This window comes from Leuconostoc sp. BM2 (genome assembly GCF_002095565.1).
GTDB classification, from domain to species: domain Bacteria; phylum Bacillota; class Bacilli; order Lactobacillales; family Lactobacillaceae; genus Leuconostoc; species Leuconostoc falkenbergense.
The window spans coordinates 1-17,016 of sequence record NZ_MOWQ01000014.1 but is presented as its reverse complement, the minus strand read 5'-3'; the positions used below and the strand labels follow the sequence as shown (position 1 = coordinate 17,016).

General features: G+C 40.2%; 24 protein-coding genes, 1 other RNA gene and 1 other annotated feature. All 25 genes read left to right on the top strand.

Annotated features, from left to right (window positions below):
- Nucleotides 1–120 precede the first annotated feature (120 nt).
- The gene (locus BMG01_RS05495) at nt 121–1,335 is read left to right on the top strand and encodes an FtsW/RodA/SpoVE family cell cycle protein (protein WP_004912786.1); all 1,215 of its coding nucleotides are present in this window, start codon (nt 121–123) and stop codon (nt 1,333–1,335) included.
- Entirely contained in the window at nt 1,335–2,339 is a 1,005-nt protein-coding gene (locus BMG01_RS05490; protein ID WP_004912783.1) for a DUF2785 domain-containing protein, read from the top strand. The genes BMG01_RS05495 and BMG01_RS05490 overlap by 1 nt, the downstream gene beginning before the upstream one ends.
- Before the next feature lie 81 nt (nt 2,340–2,420).
- Complete coding sequence (locus tag BMG01_RS05485; RefSeq protein WP_004912782.1) at nt 2,421–3,554, top strand: D-alanine--D-alanine ligase family protein; 1,134 nt, start codon at nt 2,421–2,423, stop codon at nt 3,552–3,554.
- Nucleotides 3,554–4,420 carry a helix-turn-helix transcriptional regulator gene (locus BMG01_RS05480; RefSeq protein ID WP_004912778.1) on the top strand — a complete coding sequence of 289 codons (867 nt, stop codon included), beginning with the start codon at nt 3,554–3,556 and terminating at the stop codon, nt 4,418–4,420. The genes BMG01_RS05485 and BMG01_RS05480 overlap by 1 nt, the downstream gene beginning before the upstream one ends.
- A gap of 72 nt (nt 4,421–4,492) precedes the next feature.
- The gene (locus BMG01_RS05475; RefSeq protein WP_004912776.1) at nt 4,493–5,101 is read left to right on the top strand and encodes a TetR/AcrR family transcriptional regulator; all 609 of its coding nucleotides are present in this window, start codon (nt 4,493–4,495) and stop codon (nt 5,099–5,101) included.
- Between the two features lie 37 nt (nt 5,102–5,138).
- Nucleotides 5,139–5,288 (top strand): 50S ribosomal protein L33, encoded by a 150-nt coding sequence (rpmG, locus tag BMG01_RS05470; protein ID WP_010279708.1) that lies wholly within the window; start codon nt 5,139–5,141, stop codon nt 5,286–5,288.
- Between the two features lie 11 nt (nt 5,289–5,299).
- The gene (secE, locus tag BMG01_RS05465) at nt 5,300–5,476 is read left to right on the top strand and encodes a preprotein translocase subunit SecE (RefSeq protein ID WP_004912775.1); all 177 of its coding nucleotides are present in this window, start codon (nt 5,300–5,302) and stop codon (nt 5,474–5,476) included.
- Between the two features lie 74 nt (nt 5,477–5,550).
- Nucleotides 5,551–6,129, top strand: coding sequence for a transcription termination/antitermination protein NusG (nusG, locus tag BMG01_RS05460; RefSeq protein WP_004912771.1), 579 nt, complete (start codon nt 5,551–5,553; stop codon nt 6,127–6,129).
- A 111-nt stretch (nt 6,130–6,240) separates the two neighbouring features.
- Entirely contained in the window at nt 6,241–6,705 is a 465-nt protein-coding gene (gene rplK / locus BMG01_RS05455) for a 50S ribosomal protein L11 (protein ID WP_004912768.1), read from the top strand.
- Nucleotides 6,705–7,397, top strand: a complete 693-nt coding sequence (gene rplA, locus BMG01_RS05450; protein ID WP_004912765.1) for a 50S ribosomal protein L1 — start codon at nt 6,705–6,707, stop codon at nt 7,395–7,397. Before rplK ends, rplA begins: the two co-directional genes overlap by 1 nt.
- 37 nt (nt 7,398–7,434) lie before the next feature.
- Nucleotides 7,435–7,551 (top strand) — a sequence feature (ribosomal protein L10 leader region).
- 27 nt (nt 7,552–7,578) lie between these two features.
- A complete protein-coding gene (gene rplJ, locus BMG01_RS05445; RefSeq protein ID WP_004912763.1) occupies nt 7,579–8,124 on the top strand; it encodes a 50S ribosomal protein L10 in 546 nt (181 codons plus the stop codon).
- A gap of 49 nt (nt 8,125–8,173) precedes the next feature.
- Entirely contained in the window at nt 8,174–8,539 is a 366-nt protein-coding gene (gene rplL / locus BMG01_RS05440) for a 50S ribosomal protein L7/L12 (protein WP_004912759.1), read from the top strand.
- Nucleotides 8,540–8,620: 81 nt separating this feature from the next.
- The gene (locus tag BMG01_RS05435) at nt 8,621–9,253 is read left to right on the top strand and encodes a class I SAM-dependent methyltransferase (RefSeq protein ID WP_004912757.1); all 633 of its coding nucleotides are present in this window, start codon (nt 8,621–8,623) and stop codon (nt 9,251–9,253) included.
- The gene (gene tadA / locus BMG01_RS05430) at nt 9,231–9,722 is read left to right on the top strand and encodes a tRNA adenosine(34) deaminase TadA (protein ID WP_004912755.1); all 492 of its coding nucleotides are present in this window, start codon (nt 9,231–9,233) and stop codon (nt 9,720–9,722) included. Before BMG01_RS05435 ends, tadA begins: the two co-directional genes overlap by 23 nt.
- Nucleotides 9,723–9,836: 114 nt before the next feature.
- Nucleotides 9,837–10,355: an HD domain-containing protein gene (locus tag BMG01_RS05425; RefSeq protein ID WP_004912752.1), complete on the top strand. Its 519-nt coding sequence runs from the start codon at nt 9,837–9,839 to the stop codon at nt 10,353–10,355.
- Nucleotides 10,356–10,376: 21 nt separating this feature from the next.
- Nucleotides 10,377–10,467, top strand: an RNA gene (gene ffs / locus BMG01_RS05420) — signal recognition particle sRNA small type.
- Nucleotides 10,468–10,580: 113 nt separating this feature from the next.
- Nucleotides 10,581–12,392: a DNA polymerase III subunit gamma/tau gene (dnaX, locus tag BMG01_RS05415; protein WP_004912749.1), complete on the top strand. Its 1,812-nt coding sequence runs from the start codon at nt 10,581–10,583 to the stop codon at nt 12,390–12,392.
- A gap of 54 nt (nt 12,393–12,446) precedes the next feature.
- The gene (gene recR, locus BMG01_RS05410) at nt 12,447–13,052 is read left to right on the top strand and encodes a recombination mediator RecR (protein WP_004912746.1); all 606 of its coding nucleotides are present in this window, start codon (nt 12,447–12,449) and stop codon (nt 13,050–13,052) included.
- Nucleotides 13,049–13,309, top strand: coding sequence for a YaaL family protein (locus BMG01_RS05405; RefSeq protein ID WP_004912743.1), 261 nt, complete (start codon nt 13,049–13,051; stop codon nt 13,307–13,309). Before recR ends, BMG01_RS05405 begins: the two co-directional genes overlap by 4 nt.
- 38 nt (nt 13,310–13,347) lie before the next feature.
- Entirely contained in the window at nt 13,348–13,989 is a 642-nt protein-coding gene (gene tmk / locus BMG01_RS05400) for a dTMP kinase (protein WP_004912739.1), read from the top strand.
- Complete coding sequence (locus tag BMG01_RS05395; protein ID WP_004912736.1) at nt 13,986–14,315, top strand: cyclic-di-AMP receptor; 330 nt, start codon at nt 13,986–13,988, stop codon at nt 14,313–14,315. Before tmk ends, BMG01_RS05395 begins: the two co-directional genes overlap by 4 nt.
- Nucleotides 14,315–15,217 (top strand): DNA polymerase III subunit delta, encoded by a 903-nt coding sequence (locus BMG01_RS05390; protein ID WP_004912733.1) that lies wholly within the window; start codon nt 14,315–14,317, stop codon nt 15,215–15,217. Before BMG01_RS05395 ends, BMG01_RS05390 begins: the two co-directional genes overlap by 1 nt.
- 1 nt (nt 15,218) lies before the next feature.
- The gene (gene rsmI, locus BMG01_RS05385) at nt 15,219–16,088 is read left to right on the top strand and encodes a 16S rRNA (cytidine(1402)-2'-O)-methyltransferase (RefSeq protein ID WP_004912730.1); all 870 of its coding nucleotides are present in this window, start codon (nt 15,219–15,221) and stop codon (nt 16,086–16,088) included.
- A 1-nt stretch (nt 16,089) separates the two neighbouring features.
- Nucleotides 16,090–16,821 carry an acyl-[acyl-carrier-protein] thioesterase gene (locus BMG01_RS05380; RefSeq protein WP_004912727.1) on the top strand — a complete coding sequence of 244 codons (732 nt, stop codon included), beginning with the start codon at nt 16,090–16,092 and terminating at the stop codon, nt 16,819–16,821.
- A gap of 68 nt (nt 16,822–16,889) precedes the next feature.
- A partial coding sequence (locus BMG01_RS05375) for an NAD-dependent epimerase/dehydratase family protein (protein ID WP_142511317.1) occupies nt 16,890–17,016 on the top strand: 127 nt, incomplete at its 3' end.

Genomic DNA, 17,016 nt, shown 5'->3' with positions numbered 1-17,016 from the left:
CGCGGCGTTTTTTGTACATAAATCGATGAAAATATTAATTGTGCAATAACTGTATAGTCCTTCTTGCCATTAAGCAAAAAATAATGTTAAACAAGAGGCGATTAGCATTTTGGAGATATCATGCAGCAAAGACGACAAATTTCAAAACGAACATCTGGATCAGAATTAGACTGGGGCATTATTTTAGCATTGCTATTATTTATGATAATTGGCTTGAGTGCCTTGTTTGAAGCAGCTACTCATATGCAAGGTGCAACAGCTGGAGTTGCGCTACGTGCGGTAATCGTGCAGGGTGGGTTTTGGTTTATTGGTGGCTTGATTATTGTTTTTTTGCTACGATTTGATGAATCACAACTGTGGCGTTTAGCGCCTATTGCCTATGGATTAGGTGTGTTCTTATTGGTGGCTGTCTTGATTTTTTATAATCGGTCGATGGCTCTTGCGACAGGAGCAAAGTCATGGTTTGTTTTTGGACCAATATCATTTCAACCTTCCGAAGTCGTCAAGCCAGCATTTATTTTGATGTTAGCACGAGTAGTTGCACAGCATAATCGTGATTATCCAACGCATGCGGTTCAGAGCGATTGGATTTTATTAGGGAAAATGGCGTTAGTGTTTTTGCCTCTAGCGGCTTTGATTGCCTTGCAAAATGATTTGGGAACATTACTTGTCTTTATTGCAATATTTGGAGGCGTAACGTTAGTTTCTGGGGTGACATGGCGAATTTTGGCACCTGTTATCATTGCTGGTGTTGTGTTGGGAACTACTTTATTAACGCTGGTCATTTCAACGGCAGGACGGGCAATTTTGTCGGCTTTGGGGTTCCAGAGTTATCAATTTGCGCGTATTGATACGTGGTTACATCCGGCTACCGATACCTCAGGTGATGGATACCAAACATATCAAAGTTTAAAAGCGATTGGGTCAGGACAATTAACAGGTAATGGTTGGGGCGCTTTAAAAGTTTATGTGCCTGTGCGAGAGTCTGATATGATTTTTTCAGTCATTGGTGAAAGCTTCGGTTTCATCGGTGGCGCGCTCTTGATTGCTTTGTATTTTGGACTTATTTACTTACTAGTTCGTGCTACTTTCCGTGCGCAAAGTGCTTTTTACGCCTACATAGCAACAGGTGTTGTGATGCTGGTATTATTCCACGTTTTTGAAAATATTGGTATGAGTATTGGCTTGTTGCCATTAACGGGTATTCCGTTGCCTTTCATTTCTCAAGGTGGATCATCACTAATCGGTAATTTAATTGGTGTTGGTCTGGTGCTTTCTATTAGTTATCAAAAGAAAAATACAACTTTTACTGAATCAACAGGGTTTTCAATCTAATGACAGAATTCGAAAAATTAAAACAAGAATTTGTGGCGTTGCGTCAAAAGGTACGTGATGGGAATGTCTTTCAGTCGTTAGGCAATTTGATGGCAGAAGCGTTGCGCGAAATGCCACCCAAACAGGCGACTGAAGTCATATTGCCAGTTGATGGTGAGCATGCCTTACAAAGAATACAAGAATATACACATCAACTTGATTTGATAGCTGAAGCAGACCCAGATACCCAGCATATTGATTTTCATATTACCGATACAGACTTACATGTCATTACTGCACAATTGGCTAATCCACTGCCTCAGTACAGGGACACAGGTGCTTTCTTCTTTTTAAGTGACATGGTGCAAAATGATTTACTGGCGCCAGAACAGCTTCGCTGGTTAGCTGAGTACTTATCATCGGACGAGCAATTATTTAGTCATATATTGGAGCCACATAATGATGGCATTTATCGACGATCGTTTAGTGTCATGATTTTGTCACTGTTGCTATACGCAAATCGTGTAAAACAACCATTTTTGTCAGATGGACAATTAGACGATATGATTGATCAAATTGCCTTATACGCTGCTTTAGAACGTGATGGTCGTGGTTTCATTGGCCAAAATGGTTGGGCGCATGCCTTTACACACATTGGTAATGCTGCCGCTGAAATATTTTTGATGCCACAACTCATGCGAGCCGATAAATTATTTTTGATGAGTGCGATGTTGGCTGGCTTTAGGGAATTGTCGGACCCATTGACATTCGGTGAAACTGGCCGATTGGTAGAAGTATTGTCAAAACTGGCAAAGCAACATTCGCTTTATAGTGACTATATGTTATTAACACTTAAAAACTGGCGTAAAGATTTGGTGACTCAGACACCACCAAAAACACAGGCACGTTGGCAACAGTTTTACAATCGGTCACAGTTTTTCCACGAAATTATCATGCTTAGTCCAAGCGATGTGCCCAAAGCAATTACTGATTACGTTAACGAGACAAAAAATTACTTAAGTTAGTGATATTAACGGCTTTAAATATGTAAATGCTTGCATAATATTACTTATATTTGATATAATAAAAAAAACGGGGATAGAAAAATGAATAAAAAACACGTAGCGCTTATTTTTGGTGGCAACTCATCAGAACATGATGTGTCGAAACGATCGGCTCAGAATTTTTATGATGCTATTACGGCCACAAATAAATATGACATCACGGTTTTCGCTATTGCACAAAACGGTTACTTTTTAGATCCAGCTAGTTCAGAACGTATTTTGGCGCTGGAAGATGAACAGCCAATTGTTGATGCGTTTATGGCAAAAATTGATGCAACTGACCCCTTGGCACGCATTTCTGCGCTACGTGCAGCTGGTGATTTTGATATCTTCTTCCCAGTCGTTCACGGTAATTTGGGTGAAGATGGGACTTTGCAAGGCCTTTTTCGAATGCTTAACAAGCCTTATGTTGGTGCACCATTACGTGGCCATGCAGTAAGTTTTGATAAAGTATTGACGAAAGAGTTGCTAACAGTTAATGGCATTCGCAACACGAAATATATGGTAGTTGATCCAAAAACTGCACAAAATCTTTCATGGGAACAAGTGGTAGCTGAATTGGGAGATATTGTCTTCGTCAAGGCAGCTAATCAAGGTTCGTCTGTGGGTATTTCACGTGTCAAAAGTTCTGAAGAGTTGAAGACGGCATTGGCCGATTCATTCCAATACGATTATAAGGTGTTGATTGAACAGGCTGTTAAAGGACCAAGAGAGTTGGAAGTTGGTGTGATCGGAAACGATGATTTATTGGTGTCTGAGATTGGTGCACACACGGTTCCAGAACAAGGTGTTGGTGACGGCTGGTACGATTACAGCAATAAGTTTGTTGACAATTCTGCGGTTCAATTTGAAATCCCAGCTAAGTTACCTGACAGTGTGACACAAGAAGTAAAACAAATGGCTTTGGATGCGTTTAAGGTCTTAAATCTTCGCGGTGAAGCACGAATGGATTTCTTGTTGGATGAAAATGATGTGCCTTACTTAGGCGAACCAAACACGCTACCTGGTTTCACTAATATGTCTTTATTTAAGCGTTTATGGGACTATTCAGACATCAATAATGCAAAGTTAGCTGATATGTTAATTGAGTACGGTTTTGAAGAATTTGAGCGTAATGAATCACTAAGCTATTCATTCTTAGCGCTTGGTGAAGAAAAAATAGGGAAGTTTAATTAATGGCAAGAAACGGTAAAAACGAAAATTTTGACGGTAAAGCAATCCGCGCTGCTCGCAAAAAGATGCATTTATCACAAGTTGAGTTGGCTGAAGGTATTACCACTCAAGCAACAATTTCATTGGTCGAAAATCAAAATCGTGTACCTAATGCAGATGTGTTGTTGGCGATACTAGACCGCTTGAATTTGGATATGTCACAGTTCGTGTCTGGTGATTTTTTGACCAATAAGGCTAAGGAATTATTGAGCCAAGTTGTTTTAAACATGAACACAGATGCTTTGAATGAATTTAAGGATTTTGAAAAAGCATTGAGTCAGAATCCTCCTACGCTGCAAGCTTACTATATTCTAAAAGCTGCTGACGAATTTCATAATAAGCAAAATTATGCGCAAGTTATCTATAATACAGAGCGTGCAACCGATAAAAAAACACCGGTTTTAAGTAATTTCTTCTTATTTTACGCTTATCATCAAATGGGATCATCCTATTATTTACAAGGAGATATGGCAACAGCGCGTGAAAAGTTTGCCTTGGCTTACGAACAAGAACCAGATTTGTTGACTGCCACTGATTTGGAGTTTCATGGTGTTTTGCAAGGACGTAAATATTATGCCGAGTTCTTGGTAGCGGAAAAAGATTATGATGAAGCCGCAAGTATTTTGTCAGGTGCATTGGATGCTTTGCGTCAACGTGTTGATTTGTTCTGGGTACCTGAATTGAGTGAACAATTAGCAAACATCGAAGAAAAACGTGGTGATTCGGAAGCGGCTAAGCGTTATATGCACTATGCTCGTATTGCTGCCTACCTATCTGGTCGTTCCAACACGGAAGCTCGTTTAGCTAAACTTGACACTGTGGTGTTTTAATCACTAATTAAAAACATTTCCACAATTTGGAAATGTTTTTTTGTCGGTTTCAGGTGTAAACTAGATTGAAGAATGAAAAGTGGGGGTGACACAGTGGCAGAGTCTATACCAGCTAGTGAAAACCGGCGTCAACAAATTATCAATGCAGCGACAACTCTTTTTTTGGCCAAAGGTTATAACCAAACAACTACACGTGATATTGCAAAAGTCCTAAATATTAGTCAGCCTGCTCTTTATCACCATTTTGGCGATAAAGAAACGCTATTTGTTGAAGTGGTTAAAACGGTTGGTGATCAGGTCAATCATGATATGAAAAAAATCTTGGCAAAGACATATACAGAACCAATAGATCAACTAATTGATTTGACAGATGCTATTTTGACACGTCATCCGCGTGACGTTTTTACACTAATCCATAGTAGTTTTACATCATTATCCGATAAACATCAACGCGTTTTGGGGATGATTTTTGGTCAAGACTATGTTGCACCAATCGCCCAATTTTTTGCGACAATTACTTTACGTTCAAGCATTGACGCACGAACTGCAAGTTCTTTTTATATCACAAGTTTGGCCCCGCTTTTTGGCGACTTTCATACGCTGGGTGCGAAACAAACTAAACGTGAACGAATTGCGCAGCTGATGGACCTAATTTTGTATGGGGTAGCAAAAAATAATTAACAATGGTATGATACTAGGAGAATATGGAGGCTAACGCATGGCTAGTCAAAAAGTATCGTTGGCGTGTACTGTTTGTGGTTCACGCAATTACACGGTAACATTATCGAAAGATCGCACCGAGCGTCTTTCTGTCAATAAGTTTTGCCAACATTGTGGCAAACATACATTGCATCAACAAACAAAATAAGGAATTTCCTAATGATTAACTACTTTAAAAACGTTGCAGCAGAAATGAAAAAGGTCACTTGGCTTACAGGTGAGCAGACATCAAAAGAAACGGTTACTGTGATAACAGTATCAATTATTTTTGCACTTTTTCTAGGTGGCGTTGATTGGCTTTTACAACAAGGTTTCAATGTCTTACTAGCAAAGTGAGTTGTTTTTTGTTATAATTGCTTTAACAACAGGAGCTCTTTGGGGGTTCTTTTTATTTTGGAAAGAGGTAAAAAATGTCAGAAGATATCGAAAAATCATGGTTCGTTGTGCATACTTATTCTGGTTATGAGCACAAAGTCAAAGCAAACTTGGAATCACGTACACAAACAATGGGCATGTCACAACAAATTTTTCGTGTGTTAGTGCCAGAACAAGAAGTGACTACGATTCAAGATGGTGAAGCAAAGCAAACCGTTGAAAATGATTTTCCAGGATATGTCTTAGTCGAGATGGCAACACCGCAAGACGACAACATGACAGATGAAGCTTGGTATGTTGTGCGTAACACACCTGGCGTAACTGGTTTCTTGGGATCTCACGGTGCTGGTTCAAAGCCAAATTCACTTATGCCTGAAGAAGTTGACCTATTAATGAAACGAATGGGTATGGTTACGCGTGAAAAGGTTGATTTAGACGTTGCAGTTGGTCAAACTGTTAAAATTATCGCTGGACCATTTTCAGGAATGGAAGGTGTTGTCACTTCTGTCGATCAAGAAAAGCAAACATTGGAAGCCACAGTTGAAGTGTTTGGACGTGAAACACCAACTGAACTTGATTTTGCTGATGTTGATACAGTCTTGGATGAACGTTAAAATTGTCTTGCAAAACGTTTTGATATTTGGTAACATATATTAGTATGCCATCGGCATACGTGGGAGCAGCACTAAAGCTGTGTTTCACCACAACACGAGGAGGAAAATATCGTGGCTAAAAAAGTTGTAAACGTAGTTAAACTACAAATTGCCGCCGCTAAAGCAACGCCGGCACCACCAGTTGGTCCTGCATTGGGACAAGCTGGTATTAACATTGCGCAATTCACTAAGGAATTTAACGCACGTACTGCAGATCAAGCTGGATCAATTATTCCAGTTGAGATTTCTGTTTTTGATGACCGTTCATTCGAATTCGTTACAAAGACACCACCTGTAGCTGATCAATTGCGTAAGATCGTTGGTAAGGGTTCAGGTGAACCTAACACCAAGAAAGCAGGAAACGTAACACTTGATCAAATTCGTGCCATTGCTGAAAACAAGATGGCTGATTTGAACGCCAACGACATCACAAACGCTATGCGTATGATCGAAGGTACAGCACGTTCAATGGGTGTTACTGTTGACGGTGTTGACTTGACTGTTGAAGGTACAGCAATCAAGGAGGACGCAGAATAATGGCTCAAAAGCATGGTAAAAATTATGTTGCAGCAGTAGCAAAGGTAGAAGCTGAAAAAGCTTATGCTTTGAACGATGCTGTTTCATTGGTAAAAGAAATTGATTTTGCTAAGTTCGACGCTTCTGTTGAAGTTGTTTTCAAGTTGAACGTTGACACACGTCAAGCAGACCAACAATTGCGTGGTGCTGTTGTGTTGCCAAACGGAACTGGTAAAGATAAGACAGTTGTTGTCTTTGCACAAGGTGACAAAGCTAAAGAAGCTGAAGCAGCAGGCGCTGACGTTGTTGGTGCTGCGGATTTGGTACAACGTATCCAAGGTGGCTGGTTAGACTTTGATGTTGCGATTGCAACACCAGATATGATGGCTCAAGTTGGTCGTGTTGGTCGTGCTTTGGGACCTAAGGGATTGATGCCAAACCCTAAAACTGGCACAGTTACAATGGACGTTACTAAGGCTGTTTCAGATGCCAAGGGTGGACAAGTAACATACCGTACAGATCGTGACGGAAACGTCGCAGTTCCAGTTGGTCGTGTATCATTTGATGCTGACAAATTGGCTGAGAACATTAAGTCAATCTCTCAAACAGTTTTGAAGGCTCGTCCTGCAGCTGTTAAGGGTACTTATGTACAACACGTTTCAATTTCGTCAACATTTGGTCCAGCTGTATCGTTGGATGTTAATTCATTGTAATTTGACAATATCAACTTCGTTTGGTAGAATTTATTAAGTAATTGAATCCATTTTGCCTAAGACTCAGGTGATGCTTGCATCTTAATAACCTGCCGAGGAAGTTTAAAACCTTTTCCCGTGTGTCTTTGAGCGCACGGGATTTCTTTTGCAAAATAAATTTAAAGGAAGGAGAATCATAATCATGAGTGAAAAAGCTATTGCAGTTAAAGCACAAAAAGTTGAAGAAATTGCTGATCAATTTAAGGATGCCGCTTCAGCAGTTGTTGTCGATGCCCGTGGATTGACAGTTGCGCAATCTACAGACTTGCGTCACCAATTGCGTGAAGAAGGTGTTGTCCTTGAAGTAATCAAGAACAAGATCTTGACTCGTGCGGCTGAAAAAGCTGGTTACGCTGAATTGAACGACATTTTTGCCGGTCCTTCAGCTGTTGCCTTTTCTAACGATGATGCTGTTGCACCAGCACGTATCTTGAAGAAGTTTGCAGATGAAAACGAAGCATTGCAAATCAAGGGTGGTGTTGTTGATGGTAACATTGCTAGTCTTGATGACATTAACAAGTACGCTTCATTGCCTTCACGTGAAGGTTTGTTGGGTCAGTTGATGGCAGAATTCCAATTCTCAATTCGTTCATTCGCATATGCTGTTAAAGCTGTGTCTGACAAATTAGAAGAGGAAGGTGGCGCTACTGAAGCAACACCTGAAGAAGCAGCAACGGATGCTGAATAATTTAAAACAACCATTATAAAACAAATATAAATCTCGGAGGATTTTGATCATGGCTTTTGATAAAGACGCGATTATCGCATCATTGAAAGATGCAACGATCTTGGACTTGGCTGACTTGGTTTCAGCTATCGAAGAAGAATTTAACGTTTCAGCAGCAGCACCAGTAGCCGCTGCTGGTGCAGGTGACGGTGCAGCTGCTGCAAAGTCAGACTTTGATGTTGAATTGACTTCAGCAGGTACTGCTAAAGTTAAGGTTATCAAGGCAGTTCGTGAAGCAACTGGTTTGGGCTTGAAAGAAGCTAAAGACTTAGTTGATAACGCACCTTCAATCGTTAAAGAAGCTTTGAACGAAGACGATGCCAACGCATTGAAGGCAGCCTTGGAAGAAACAGGCGCTTCAGTAACATTGAAGTAATCTTCTTCATCATATTAAAAGAAGTGCTTCGGTACTTCTTTTTTTGTACATATTGAAACGATTTTATGGAGGAAATGCAGGATGACAGAAAAAGCATCAGGCGAACAGTATTTTACCGCTAATCCTAACGCAGATCATCACTTTCAACAATTTGATTTTGAGTTATTAGGACATCAATTACATTTTACAACCGATTCTGGTGTTTTTTCCAAATCTACTGTTGATTTTGGGACTCGTACAATGCTAGATGCATTGTCAAAGACGACTATCCCTACTGGGAAAATACTTGACTTGGGTACGGGATATGGACCGGTTGGCATTAGTATTGCCAAAGCTTACAATCGAAAAGTTGACATGGTTGATGTTAATGAACGCGCGCTGGCACTTGCAAAACAAAATGCGCAAAAAAATGGCGTTGAAAATTTAACCAAAATATTTCAATCTGATGTTTATCAGAATATCAATCAGCAATATGCTGCCATTTTAGTAAACCCACCGATTCGAGCAGGCAAGCAGGTAGTAACAGCAATGCTGCAAGAGGCAATTAAATATTTACAGCCGGGTGGCAAATTAATTGCTGTTTTACAAAAGAAACAAGGGGCACCGTCAGCGCAAAAAAATATGTTGCTGGCGTTTGGTAATGCGTCAGTAATTCATAAAAATAAGGGATATTATATCTTGGAGAGCACTTATGGCGACAGTTCCGACATTTAGTGAACAACAAATTGATTATTTCATGCAAGAAGCCTTGAATGAGGCAAAATTAGCAGGTAGTGAAGGTGAAGTGCCAATTGGTGCGGTAATTGTATTTGAAAATCAAATTATTGCTCGTGCACACAATCATCGTGAAAGAGATCAATTAGCCACTGCTCATGCGGAACTGATTGCTATTGAACGTGCTAACCAAGCTTTGAAATCATGGCGTCTTGAAGGCACTGCATTATTTGTTACGCTAGAGCCCTGTATTATGTGTGCTGGTGCAATAATCAATGCACGTGTGCCAGCGGTTTATTATGGTGCGCAAGATGCAAAAGGTGGTGGAACACAATCACTTTATCAGCTTTTGGAGGATGAACGGCTTAATCATCGCGTTGCTGTCCAAGCTGGTGTTCGTGCTGAAGAATCAACCAAAATATTGCAACAGTTTTTTGCTGATATTCGTGCCAAAAGAAAGCAAAATTAGTCACTTGATTACAGTATCACAATCTTTTTGTAAATAATTTGCAAAGTTAAATGTCAGCATTTTTTTTGAAAATAGATTATAATTGTTTCTAGTAGATAATAAAGAGGTAAATGAATGCAAAACCCTAATGCATGGCGACATGATACAGCGTATTTAAAAATTGTTGATGATTTATTGGCACATGATGAAGTCCAAAAATTGGCACTCTACCCACAACATCACTTCTCAAATCGCTTACAACATTCAATTTCAGTATCATATCACTCATACTTAATCGCAAAAAAAATTGGTGCGGATGAAGTTGCTACTGCCAGAGCTGGTTTATTGCATGACATGTTTTATTATGATTGGCGTGTCACTAAATTTGCGGAAGGATCTCATGCCTATGTTCATCCCCGCATCGCCTTAAAAAATGCGCGTAAAATTACCACAATCAGTCCTAAAGAAGAAGATATTATTGTGAAGCACATGTTTGGCGCAACAATTGCACTGCCCAAATATCGCGAAAGTTGGATTGTCTCACTAGTGGACGACTTTGCGGCTGTTGATGAATACGCAATTCCCAAAGCATATCTGACCTATTTTAAGTGGCAGGAAAAAATTGCGCGTAAAATGGCAAGAGTGTTTGCGTAAAGTTCTTTTTTTAGATATAATAGATAGGCAGGCAAGCGTCGGCTCCCGAACCGGGTCAGGACAGGAATGTAGCAGCCCTAAGGTTGTTCGAGGTTGTGCTTGTGTACATATGATGGCGGCCGCGTAGCGGTCTTTTTTTGTAAATCTGAGTCTGTGATAATGATTGTCGTTGTGAAGCGATCAAATAACAGATGACTTTTGGCAGTTCATAATGGAGGTATTACCATGGCATATCAGGCACTATATCGTGTTTATCGACCACGTACATTTGACGATATGGTAGGCCAAGAAGTGATTACACAAACACTAAAAAATGCAATCGAAGCTCACCAAACAGGCCATGCTTATTTGTTTAGTGGCCCAAGAGGAACCGGCAAAACGTCAGCAGCCAAGATTTTTGCTCGTGAAGTGAATGGTATATCACCAGATACTGACGAAACACAGATTCCGGATATCATTGAAATTGACGCTGCTTCTAATAATGGTGTCGATGAAATCCGTAATATTCGTGATAGCGCAAATTACGCGCCAATTGAAGCACAATACAAGATTTATATTATTGATGAGGTACATATGTTGTCAACAGGTGCATTTAATGCGCTGCTAAAGACACTTGAAGAACCGCCCGCCAATGTTAAATTTATTCTTGCAACAACAGAGCCACAAAAAATTCCAGCTACGATTCTCTCAAGAACACAGCGTTTCGATTTCAAACGGATTGATGACGCCACGATTCAAACGCGTATGGCAGCGATACTTGGCAAACAATCAGTAGTATATGATCAAGATGCGTTACGTGTTATTGCAAATGCGGCCGAAGGTGGAATGCGTGATGCCTTGTCGATTTTGGATCAAGTGATTGCGTACGGTAGTGATAAAGTTACGATTGATAATGCTTTGCAAGTTACGGGGGCAACCACAACAGAAGCCTTACTAATGTTTTTGGGACAGGTTAGTGATGGCGATACCAGAAATGCATTGCAGACACTGCATACTATATTACTAGACGGCAAAGATGCACAGCGTTTTGTGGCTGATATGATAGGCCTTTTACGCGACGTGATGTTGGCACCAATTGCACCCAATTTGATTAAAACAACAGCTTCAGTTGAGGAACTAAACAAGTTAAATCAAAAAATAGGGCAAAAACGCATCCAAATTATGATGCTTGAACTTGATGAAACTCAAAAAGCGTTATTGCAGACCATGCAGAGTGATGTCTACCTCGAACTCTTAACCGTTAAACTTAGCTTAGCTGGTTCAGAAATACTGTCATCTTCTGACGTAAAACAATCACAGTCCCCAGTAACGCCTAAAAACTTATCGAAATCACAACCATCTGTTGCAACACCAATAATCGATGATGATATTCAAGCGCCAAAGGAGGCGCCTTTAATATCAAATACACCCACCACAAATAACAATACGCACAGTGCTATGCAGCAACCGCAACAAACAGCGGTTCAAAAGCAAAATGCAGATGTCAATTCAGAACCAATTTCACAGGCGAAATCCGAGATCAAGAAACTAAGTGCACGTACCGGACAGGAAGCAGTATTTGCCGTTTTGAGCGTAGCAAGACGTGAGACACTGACTAAAGCTACGCAACTTTGGCCAGAACTAAAGCAACAGTTTGATGTAGCTAAGCAGGCTTTTTTGACTATTGCAAAGCCAGTAGCGGCCAGTGACGAGGCAATTGTGTTAGCATTTGATTACCCTGCCTTACTTGCCGAAGCCTTGCAGGATTCTGAACTACAAGTCCAGCTAGTGCAACAATTATCTGAACGTAACTTGCCCTTTTCTCTCGTGTTGATTTCTAAAGACGAGTGGAAAACTGATCGCGCTGCTTATGTGTCGCTTTTACGTACTGGTGAGAAAATTACCGTCAAATTAAATGATATACCAGTTGTAAAAGCTAACGCTGAAACGGTAACTGTTGATCAAGATGATACAATAGCAGTCACAAATGATACACCAGAAATTGTGAAGCAAGCCCAATCATTGTTTGGTGAGGACATTGTGAACATAGTGGACTAATCTATTTAGGAAGGAATACGTTGAACGTTTCTGACGTTTAAACGTTATGAATATATGCAGTATCCAGAACCTATTGCAAAATTAATTGATAGTTACGCCAAATTACCTGGAGTAGGTGTTAAAACTGCGACACGATTGGCGTTTTACACCCTGGGTATGAGTGAGTCAGATGTAACTGATTTTTCTAAATCCTTACTTTCAGCTAAAAACGATCTCACTTTTTGTACGGTGTGTGGTAATATTACAGAAAAAGACATTAACCCTTGTGTTATTTGTCGTGATGAATCGCGCGACCAATCAACCGTCTTTGTTGTTGAAAATTCTCGTGATGTGATGGCTATGGAAAATACCCGTGACTATCATGGCTTGTATCATGTGCTAAATGGTGTGATTTCGCCAAGTGCAGGTACTGGACCAGAAGATATTAATTTACCAAGCTTAATTAGACGTTTATCTGAACATGAAGAAATAAAAGAAGTGATTGTCGGTACCAACGCAAACGCTGAAGGTGAGGCAACGGCTATGTATTTGGCTCGGTTATTAAAGCCAGCTGGGCTGACCGTAACGCGATTAGCACACGGCTTGGCAGTGGGTTCTGATATTGATTATGCAGATGAATTGACGCTAATAAAAGCAGTTCAAGGACGGACAAAACTATGATATTTGGTAAAAAGAAGCGACGTTTACGTGCTGAATATGATCAGGCACTGGTTTTTCAAATAGATAAGGCTAAAATTGATTGGGATACTGCTAAAAATTCTGAAGAAGCATTGTTGGATGGTCAGGTCAATTTTCGTTTGATTCAGGCGCAAACTGCTTTGGCACGTGCAAAGTTTAATTACTTGTATCGTGAGGCACGACGTCGTAAGACAGTCGGGCATATGCAGACGCATGTACTCAAATCTGATCGAATTTAAGAAATTAATCACTAAGATGTTATTACAAAGGAACGTCAATGTCAAAACCATTATTTATTTCATTTGAGGGCCCTGAAGGGGCTGGTAAGACCACGGTACTGAATATTCTAATTGCAGAATTGCAACCAAAATTAGGAAACAAGCTTGTCACAACGCGTGAGCCCGGCGGCAATCCAATTTCGGAGGCCATTAGAGCAATTTTACAGCCAGAAGATGATAATGGCCTAGAAAAGCGTACGGAAGCTTTGCTTTATGCTGCTGCACGTCGACAACACTTGGTCGAGATTATCCAACCGGCTTTGGCAGCTGGAAAAGTGGTAATTTCTGATCGCTATGTTGATAGTTCACTAGCTTATCAGGGTGGCGGGCGAGACTTAGGTGTTGAAAAAATTTGGCAGATTAATCAATTTGCGATTGATGGTTTGTTGCCTGATTTAACAATCTACTTAGATGTCCCTTCTGAATTAGGTTTGGCTCGTGTGACAGCTAACCGTAAAGGGAAAATTGATCGTTTAGATAAAGAAAGTCTAGCCTTTCACCAAAAGGTGCGTCAAACTTATTTAAAACTTCAAAGTGAATTTTCTGATAGAATTAAAATAGTCGATGCAACACAACCATTAGATAAAGTGGTGCACGATACACGTGAACTTATTAACAAAGTTCTGGAGGACAAATCATGAAACTTATAACAGCAATTGTACAAGATAAAGATACAACAAAATTGAGTAATGCTTTTGTTAAAGCTAATGTGCGAGCTACACGTCTGTCAACTTCTGGTGGCTTCCTGCGATCAGGTAACACAACATTTATGATTGCCATTGAGGCCGATCGGGTACAAGAGGTACTTGATATTATCAAAGATGTGTCACAAAAACGTAAGCAATTTATGGTGCCACCCATCAGCTTAGATGCTGGTGGAGACCACGTTGGCGCCTATCCAATTGAAGTTGAGGTTGGTGGCGCAACAGTGTTTACGCAAGAGATTGAATCCTTCTATCAGTTTTAATGTTGCCTGATTTTGCCACAACTGCACAGCAAACTTACCCAACACAAATGGCTCATTTTAATGAGTTACTGAAGAATGGACAATTAAGCCATCTGTATTTATTTGTTGGATCAAGCCAGTCGACGAGACTGGCCTTTTCGCGTTATTTGGCTTGGCAAGTGGTTGGTGCAACCGATCGTAATGCATTACGCATTAACGAAAATGAGCATCCAGATGTGCATTTGGTGGCGCCTAAAGAAGAAGGAGCTACTTTAAAAGTAGCACAAGTGCGCGATTTGACACCCGAATTTGTGACTACCACGCTGGAAAGCCCGAAAAAAGTGTTTATTTTAGATGCTGTTGAAACGATGACGGCTAGTGCCGCCAACTCGTTGCTAAAGTTTATTGAGGAGCCCGCTGGGCCACAGCTTATTTTACTGCTGACAAATAATTTACAAGATGTATTGCCAACAATTCAGTCTCGGGCCCAAATTGTTCATTTGAATCCTGAAATATCTTTAGTTGATGCAAACGGCATCGATGATAATTGGCAGAAAAACACACAAATGTTGTTATTTAAGTGGTTTGAGTTGATGATGCAACGTAAAATTGAAGCTTTTGCATATGTCCAAACCACGTTGATTAGTCAAATCACAACTGATTTACAACAAAAAATGTTTATGAAATGGCTGCGCCAATTGGCAAGGGATATGGTGATATATTGTGCCACTGCTGACGAGAACCTGATGTTTCCCAGTTTAATAGGTTTTTATAAAACACTGGCTAAGCATTATCATGTCAGACAGTTAGTGCACGCAGCAGAAGCTATATTTGCTGATGATAAGTTACGAAAAATTAATATATCCTTGCAAGCACGTCTTGAAAAAATGGCTTTAGAGGTTACGATTGCGTTGGGAGAATAGCATGCAACAACAAAAAAGTTTTGGGTCACAAGTTTATGGCACACTTTACCTCGTGCCAACGCCAATTGGCAATTTGGGTGATATTTCGGCGCGAGCACTGGATACGTTGCGGGATGTTGATTTGATTGCGGCCGAAGATACACGACATACACAGCAGTTGTTGAACCATTTTGATATTGAAACACCGCAGACCAGTTTTCATGAACACAATTGGCAAGCTAAAATTCCTAACTTAATTGCTGATTTGCAAAACGGTACTAATGTAGCGCAGGTTAGCGATGCTGGTATGCCATCAATTTCAGATCCTGGTAAGGAATTAGTGGCTGCCGCTGTCGCATCATCGATTCCAGTCGTGCCAATTCCGGGTGCCACTGCTGGGGTAACTGCTTTAATTGCCAGTGGTCTAGTACCACAACCTTTTTATTTTTACGGTTTTTTGAAACGTAAAAACAGTGAACAATTAGCTGAATTACAGCAGTTATCCACAATGAAAGATACGATCATTTTTTATGAAGCCCCCCATCGTTTAAAGCAAACGCTTGTCAATATTCAAAAAATAATGGGATCAGATCGAAAATTGGTTTTAGCGCGTGAATTAACAAAGCGTTATGAAGAATTTTTGCGCGGAACAGCGTCAGAATTAGTGACATGGGCACAAGAAAATGATATTCGTGGTGAATTTGTTGTCATGATAGATGGGTTTCATGGGCCGATTGTTGCCGAAACAACAGAAATCACATTATCAGTCAAAGAAGCTGTGGACGCACTGATTACAAAAGGACTTCGACCAAATGCAGCCATTAAGCAAGTTGCTAAAGAGCGCGAACTTGATCGTCAAGCCGTTTATGCAGATTATCACGGGATAAATTAAAATGAAAAAATATGAAATAGAACGTCGTGTTGAATATTATGAGGCAGATACGACACAAAAGTTGTCATTACCAATGATTTTGAATTTAGCGGTTTTGGCATCTAAAAATCAAAGTGACGAACTTGGGGTTGGTCAAGATTATCATTTGGCAATGGGACTAGGTTGGGTCATTTTGCAGTATGAAGTTGCGATTAAAAGGCGACCTAAGGTGAGTGAATTAATGCGTATTCAAACCTACGCCGCTGAATACAATCCATTTTTTGTACGACGACCTTTTGTCTTTTTTGATGAATCAGGTGACGAAATTATTAAGGTGTCATCAATTTGGACGATGTTGGATATTAAAAATCGTCGTATGGCACGTTTGCCACAAGAAATTGTTGATAAATACGACGCACAACGCGTTAAACAAGTTCCTCGTATTCCCAATCCAATTAAAATAACGGATGATGATACCATCATTGAAAATGATTATCATGTGCGTTATTTGGATATTGATGCTAACCAACATGTTAATAATTCAAAGTATTTTGAGTGGATGCAGGATGTCTTGTCACCAGAATATTTGATGACGCATGAAGTGACACATATTAACTTGAAATTTGAAAATGAAATTCGTTTAGGACATACAATTTTATCGCAAGTTGTTTTGGGTGATGGTGAAACTCGTCACCGTATTATGATGGGAGATACGGTCAGTGCCGAAGCAGAATTTAAATGGCGTGAGTTGTAGTATAATTTAAGATAGGATACTCAAGAAAGGGGATGTATCCACTACATGAGGTGGATACGTTTATAATTATGGCAGTATTAGTACTTGGTGGTGCAGGATATATTGGCTCACACATGGTGAAACGTTTGGTTGAAGCCGGACGCGACGTGGTGGTTGTGGACGCCTTGTTCACTGGACACCGCGCAGCAGTTAATC

Bases quoted from the DNA above. Each gene is read 5' to 3' on its own strand.
- recR (WP_004912746.1), top strand. From the start codon at position 12,447: ATGCAGTATCCAGAACCTATTGCAAAATTAATTGATAGTTACGCCAAA.
- BMG01_RS05475 (WP_004912776.1), top strand. From the start codon at position 4,493: ATGAAAAGTGGGGGTGACACAGTGGCAGAGTCTATACCAGCTAGTGAA.
- BMG01_RS05425 (WP_004912752.1), top strand. From the start codon at position 9,837: ATGCAAAACCCTAATGCATGGCGACATGATACAGCGTATTTAAAAATT.
- tmk (WP_004912739.1), top strand. From the start codon at position 13,348: ATGTCAAAACCATTATTTATTTCATTTGAGGGCCCTGAAGGGGCTGGT.
- nusG (WP_004912771.1), top strand. From the start codon at position 5,551: ATGTCAGAAGATATCGAAAAATCATGGTTCGTTGTGCATACTTATTCT.
- rsmI (WP_004912730.1), top strand. From the start codon at position 15,219: ATGCAACAACAAAAAAGTTTTGGGTCACAAGTTTATGGCACACTTTAC.
- BMG01_RS05480 (WP_004912778.1), top strand. From the start codon at position 3,554: ATGGCAAGAAACGGTAAAAACGAAAATTTTGACGGTAAAGCAATCCGC.
- BMG01_RS05390 (WP_004912733.1), top strand. From the start codon at position 14,315: ATGTTGCCTGATTTTGCCACAACTGCACAGCAAACTTACCCAACACAA.
- BMG01_RS05435 (WP_004912757.1), top strand. From the start codon at position 8,621: ATGACAGAAAAAGCATCAGGCGAACAGTATTTTACCGCTAATCCTAAC.
- secE (WP_004912775.1), top strand. From the start codon at position 5,300: ATGATTAACTACTTTAAAAACGTTGCAGCAGAAATGAAAAAGGTCACT.
- rpmG (WP_010279708.1), top strand. From the start codon at position 5,139: ATGGCTAGTCAAAAAGTATCGTTGGCGTGTACTGTTTGTGGTTCACGC.
- BMG01_RS05380 (WP_004912727.1), top strand. From the start codon at position 16,090: ATGAAAAAATATGAAATAGAACGTCGTGTTGAATATTATGAGGCAGAT.
- BMG01_RS05490 (WP_004912783.1), top strand. From the start codon at position 1,335: ATGACAGAATTCGAAAAATTAAAACAAGAATTTGTGGCGTTGCGTCAA.
- BMG01_RS05395 (WP_004912736.1), top strand. From the start codon at position 13,986: ATGAAACTTATAACAGCAATTGTACAAGATAAAGATACAACAAAATTG.
- BMG01_RS05405 (WP_004912743.1), top strand. From the start codon at position 13,049: ATGATATTTGGTAAAAAGAAGCGACGTTTACGTGCTGAATATGATCAG.
- dnaX (WP_004912749.1), top strand. From the start codon at position 10,581: ATGGCATATCAGGCACTATATCGTGTTTATCGACCACGTACATTTGAC.
- BMG01_RS05485 (WP_004912782.1), top strand. From the start codon at position 2,421: ATGAATAAAAAACACGTAGCGCTTATTTTTGGTGGCAACTCATCAGAA.
- rplA (WP_004912765.1), top strand. From the start codon at position 6,705: ATGGCTCAAAAGCATGGTAAAAATTATGTTGCAGCAGTAGCAAAGGTA.
- BMG01_RS05495 (WP_004912786.1), top strand. From the start codon at position 121: ATGCAGCAAAGACGACAAATTTCAAAACGAACATCTGGATCAGAATTA.
- rplJ (WP_004912763.1), top strand. From the start codon at position 7,579: ATGAGTGAAAAAGCTATTGCAGTTAAAGCACAAAAAGTTGAAGAAATT.
- rplL (WP_004912759.1), top strand. From the start codon at position 8,174: ATGGCTTTTGATAAAGACGCGATTATCGCATCATTGAAAGATGCAACG.
- tadA (WP_004912755.1), top strand. From the start codon at position 9,231: ATGGCGACAGTTCCGACATTTAGTGAACAACAAATTGATTATTTCATG.